5 protein-coding genes are annotated in these 5,053 nt (G+C 59.4%); 4 read left to right on the top strand and 1 reads right to left on the bottom strand.

Annotated features, from left to right (window positions below; translation table 11 throughout):
* The 4 genes from Q8N04_04290 to Q8N04_04275 form a co-directional block, all read left to right on the top strand.
* The coding region (locus tag Q8N04_04290; GenBank protein ID MDP3089870.1) for a sigma factor-like helix-turn-helix DNA-binding protein at positions 1-1,065 on the top strand (1,065 nt) is incomplete at its 5' end.
* Between the two features lie 620 nt (positions 1,066-1,685).
* Positions 1,686-2,420 carry a hypothetical protein gene (locus tag Q8N04_04285; GenBank protein ID MDP3089869.1) on the top strand — a complete coding sequence of 245 codons (735 nt, stop codon included), beginning with the start codon at positions 1,686-1,688 and terminating at the stop codon, positions 2,418-2,420.
* A 31-nt stretch (positions 2,421-2,451) separates the two neighbouring features.
* A complete protein-coding gene (locus Q8N04_04280; protein ID MDP3089868.1) occupies positions 2,452-3,324 on the top strand; it encodes a hypothetical protein in 873 nt (290 codons plus the stop codon).
* A gap of 9 nt (positions 3,325-3,333) precedes the next feature.
* Complete coding sequence (locus tag Q8N04_04275; GenBank protein MDP3089867.1) at positions 3,334-4,023, top strand: hypothetical protein; 690 nt, start codon at positions 3,334-3,336, stop codon at positions 4,021-4,023.
* 423 nt (positions 4,024-4,446) lie between these two features.
* Here the strand turns inward: Q8N04_04275 and Q8N04_04270 are convergent.
* Positions 4,447-5,053 (bottom strand): hypothetical protein (locus tag Q8N04_04270; GenBank protein MDP3089866.1); only part of this gene is annotated, 607 nt, incomplete at its 5' end.

Raw genomic sequence — 5,053 nt, 5'->3', positions numbered from 1 at the left:
GCGCTCGACGTGCTGCGCCATCGCACGCAGGCCGCGCCCAAACATGCCGAACTCGCGGTCGAACTCGACACGCAACACGCCATCCGCGCAGCCGATTTCGCCGAAGCGGTCGATGCCGCGCTCGACGACGACATCGGCGACGACCTGCTCGCGCTCGTTTTCACCGCCTGTCATCCGCTGCTCTCGCCGGAGGCCCGCGCGGCCTTGACCCTGAAAGTGGTCGGCGGCCTGTCGGTGGAGGAAATCGCGCGCGCCTATCTCAAACCCGCCGCCACCCTCGCGCAGCGCATCGTGCGTGCCAAACGCACCCTGGCCGAAGCGCTCGTGCCCTTCGAAACGCCGCGCGGCGCGGAACTGACTGCGCGGCTGCCGTCGGTGCTGGAAGTGCTCTACCTGATTTTCAACGAAGGCTATGCCGCCACGGCGGGCGACGACTGGATGCGTCCCGCGCTGTGCGAGGAAGCGCAGCGTCTGGGCCGCGTGCTCGCCAGCCGCCTGCCAGACGTCGCCGAGGTGCATGGCCTGCTCGCGCTGATGGAAATCCAGGCGTCCCGGCTCGCCGCGCGCGTCGATACATCGGGCCAGCCGGTGCTGTTGATGGATCAGGACCGCACGCGCTGGGATCGCCTGCTGATCCGTCGCGGGCTGGCCGCGCTGGCGCACGCCGAGGGCTTGCCGGGCCCGTTCGGGCCCTACACCCTGCAGGCCGCCATCGCCGCCTGTCACGCCCGGGCCGCCGTTGCCGCCGACACCGACTGGTCGCGCATCGCAGCGTTCTACGACGCGCTGGCGCAGGTCGCGTCCTCGCCGGTGGTGGCGCTCAATCGCGCCGTCGCCGTCGGCATGGCGCACGGTCCCGCCGCCGGGCTGGAACTGGTCGAGGCGCTCGCGACCGAACCGGCGCTCAAGACCTATCACCTGCTGCCGGCGGTGCGCGGCGACCTACTGGCCAAGCTGGATCGCATCGAAGAAGCGCGCGCCGAATTCGCGCGCGCCGCGCAGCTGGCGCAGAACGCGCGGGAACGGGCTTTGTTGCTGGCGCGGGCGGCGAAAACCGGGAAGTGAGTGAGCCCGGCCCGGTTCACCCTGGCGCGCGACGCATCGTGGATGCGTATGGTGAAAGTCAGTAAGCGGACAGTCTGTTACAAGAAAAGGGCGGGTCAGATGGCGAGCTGAGAATGGAAACGGCGTGACTGCATGTTCGATTCGTACATCTGACATAAAGCGCTTGTCAGGACAGGCATTCTGTTCGCGCCAGATACAGCTTTCGACCCGATTCTGTCTGCCAGGCAGACGGCCTCATCTGTCCGGTACTCGGCCAAAGGCGACATCGGCCTTTCGATTGACGGCGTCCGCTGAACTCGCATGACCGGTCATTGGCTGCCTCTCGCCCGGACTTGTGCGACATCGCCGGGTTTCGCCACTGAGCTACACAACCGCATTTGCGTATTTGTGACCCGAACGGCTCATGAAACCTGCATTTTGATGAAATGAATTGTCATCACGCTCATGCATGATTGGCAAATAAATTAAATAACAAATTCATGAATAATAAATACGCGGATAGAACGACTGATTGCACGTAAATTCATACGGCTATCGTTGAGTTAACCTTTTACAAATTGTGGTGTGCTTCGTTGATATAGCGCGACATTCCTTCAAGTTTTTTTCGGGAGGTCAGAAAGATGGCGAACTGGCATGTTCGAATCCGATTGCACGAGAACATGATCAATACCGCGTTGGCGGCGATCGAAAAGCAGCGGCCGTCGTTGTTCAACTATGCGACGCAGCGCCTAGCGAAACGCAATGATGCTTGTAACACCGTCGTTCATCTGGCGAACAACGCAAGTACATTTACGGTGATCGATCCACTGGTCGTCGGGCAAGATAAACGGCAGCGTCTGCTAGCTGAGTACAGCTATCAGATCAAGAATCTGAGGATGGATTTTTCGCCGCTGGCGGATGAAGGCCCCGAGCACTTCCGTATGACGGCGGATCTTGCGGTGGGACTTGGGGCTCCGGACACCCTTCTGGAAGCAGACCTGCTCTTGCCGAACGATGATCCTGGCCCGCCGTTGGACAACTACATCGACTACGTTGGTCTGAGCTGTTATCGCAGCTCATTTGAAGCAGCTGGTGTTGCGCGCTTCATTCGCCACCGCGGCCAGTACGCACTTCTGCTGCAACTAACCACATTCACCTTGGGATCGAGTGTCGGCATCTACGCCATGGTCGAGCATTACCTCCGCACGACTATCAACGCCGTAATTCTTCCCCAGGCAGCCATGGTGATCGAGCCATTTGCGATCGATGCGCCAGATGGAAGGGAGCCGGACATCGAGATTGGTCTGTCGCCTGCCGACGGCGCCAATCCATCGTTCGCCGGCAACTTCTTGGAACTTCGACTGCTGACTTCTTGAGGAAAGTGTGATGTCTAGTCTTGAACTTGCAATGCATGCCGATGGCTTCAACAACGTCATTGGAAAGATGGCTGCCCGGTCAAGGCAGACCTTTCCGGGTGGAGACTGGAAGAGGCTGGGTCCCCTGCGCTTAAAGTTTGATGGTGCGTTTGGGCATGCCGAGGTCAAGCCGAACGCGTTTCGAGTCATCGACCCGGCGGTGGGCGGGTCCCGTGGTCAGCTCAAGGAGCTTGACTGGAAGTGGGACCGGCTGGCCGTTCGTGTCGGCCTGGATATCCCCAAGGTCACAGTCGGCGGCTGGTGCATCCTGCCGAAACCATGGGGCGGCTGCGCCATCCGACTTCCCGAGAAGAACTTCTTCGCCCAGGATCCGGACTTTGATGTCCAGTTTGACTTCGCTGGACTAAGGCACGAGATATCGACGGCGTTCGACGTCGATGTGCGAAAGAACGCAGCCGACAAGCTCTATCAATTGTTCCTCGATCCAGAGATGCCGCTGGACGTCGACCTCCTCGATATCTCTGACATGGTCGGGGACTTTCTCGATCGGTTGGTGAGGACGCTGGTCGATAAGGTCTTCAGCTTCCTTCCGAGTGCGGCTCGAAGTATCGTCAACGCCATCCTCGGCGGCATCGCCAAACTCGTGCGCAAGATTCTCGACATTGGCGATGACCTGATGGAGTGGATCTCGGAGAAGATCGGAATCTCGCTAGGCCTGTTCAACCTGCTGGCCTCGGCAATCCTCGAGCTGTTCTTTAAGCCCGAGCCGATCTTCGAGGTGGAAGACCCCTACCCGGTCCTCAAGGCGGAGGGCTCGGAGCCGTCGGTCACCCTCGACATCACCAATCTCAGCGTGCTGTTCGACAAGGGCGAACAGTCGATGATAGTAGCCATCGACATCTAGGAGGCAGTCATGACTCTTCTGAAAGCGTTATCAATCAACGGGGTCGCCTTCAACGAGGTCGCCTTCGACTCCGCGAAGGTCGACGTGCGTGTGTCTCTCGTCCACAAGATCGAGACACCAGGGACCTACAGTTGCTGGGTGGTCGATGAGTACGGTAAGGGCCGTCGCTTCCAGATCATCGTCACGGAAGCCACGGGGCAAGATCAAACACTAGTCGATTGCGACGAACTTTTCGACCCGCAATGGATCATCAAAGACGTCACCCTGAGTCGAGAGGACTACCTGGTGTTCGTCAGCATGACTGGGGCGAGCCAATATGTAATCGAGATCGTAACGACCGATGACCCACCCCAAGTCGCGTTCGATAGCAAGAACGTCGGCAGCAACTCCGTGATCGTCATCGCGCCCTATCTTCCGGGGACGTACACAATAAAGGACGAGCATTCCGGAGCAGCAGCCACATTGAATGTGCTGCCGTTGGAAGCCCGCTTCCAGGACGCCATGTCCGACGAAGCGGTCGCCTTCTATCATCGGATTCAGGAAGAGGGGGCGCTTAACGTCACGCTTGACGGAAACGGCTTTTCGCCCAATCCGATCGAGCTTGACGCCGACCGCCCAATGGCAATTCAGGGCAGCGGGCCAATGCGAATCGTCGGCCGGGTGTCCGAAATGCACCCCCTCGTATCGGCCGCCTGGTAATTGGTGAACTTCGCCCTGGAGTGGGCGGGGTCTGTTTTTCTGTTCGGCCTAGCACAGAGACTTGCAGAAAATAAAAATAAATGGGGTCAGACCCGATTATTTTTGATGCGAGAAAATCGAATGCCCTCTAACAGCCAAGCAGTTTTTAAGCCATAGGGTATCCGTTTACAGCTGGCCGCTGTCGGCTGCTAAACAGACGTTCTGAAAACATGCCAGACAGACCGCTCAGGCCGAGGACCGGTCATAGCGAAAACAATCCTCAACTGTCTTTTCTTGCCCGACCCTTGAGGCAAGGCTTAAACGAGACCGTGTAAAGAGATCAACATGATGTTGGGGGAATCGCTGAATGACTGATTTCCCCTAGCAAAGAAACCCGCGCTGGCAGTCAGGCCAGGCGGCTTACCGCTCCCCGCCCCTCACCCCTCACCCCTGCATCTGCCCGCTGCCACTCGCCGCCACCACCTGCAGCGGCTGCGGCTGGCTTTCCCATTCGAACGGCGGCAGGTTGTTGAGCGCCTGGCGCAGGCCTTCGTTCCAGGCACTGGCCAGCGAACGATAGTAGGGATGGTCTTCCGAAAGGCTCAGGCGGCGGCCGCCATTGAATGCGTCTGCACTGTAAATCAGCAGTTCGACCGGCGGGCCGACGGTGAGGTTGGAGCGGATGGTCGAGTTGATCGACACCAGCGCGCAGCGTGCAGCCTGCTCCAGCGGCGTGTCGTGGCGGATCACTCGGTCGAGAATCGGCTTGCCGTATTTGGTTTCACCGATCTGCAAAAACGGATGCGCTGCCGATTCGTGAATGTGGTTGCCCTGCGGATAGACCATGTAGGTTTCGGGCGCCTGCCCGGCGATCTGGCCGCCAAAGATGAACGTGGCGTCGAAATTGGTGTTGGCGTCGCGCGCCGCCTGCGTGCGCTGGACTTCGGTGGAAACGGTGCCGATGTATTCGACCGCGTCGCTGATCGAATAGACATTGGACAGACAGATGGGATTGCCGAGCCGGCAATCGTCACGCAGACGCTTGACGACG

The organism is Nitrospira sp., from assembly GCA_030692565.1.
In the GTDB taxonomy this organism is placed as follows: domain Bacteria; phylum Nitrospirota; class Nitrospiria; order Nitrospirales; family Nitrospiraceae; genus Nitrospira_D.
Note: the sequence above shows the minus strand (reverse complement) of the source record. Positions and strands in the feature narration are given on the sequence as shown.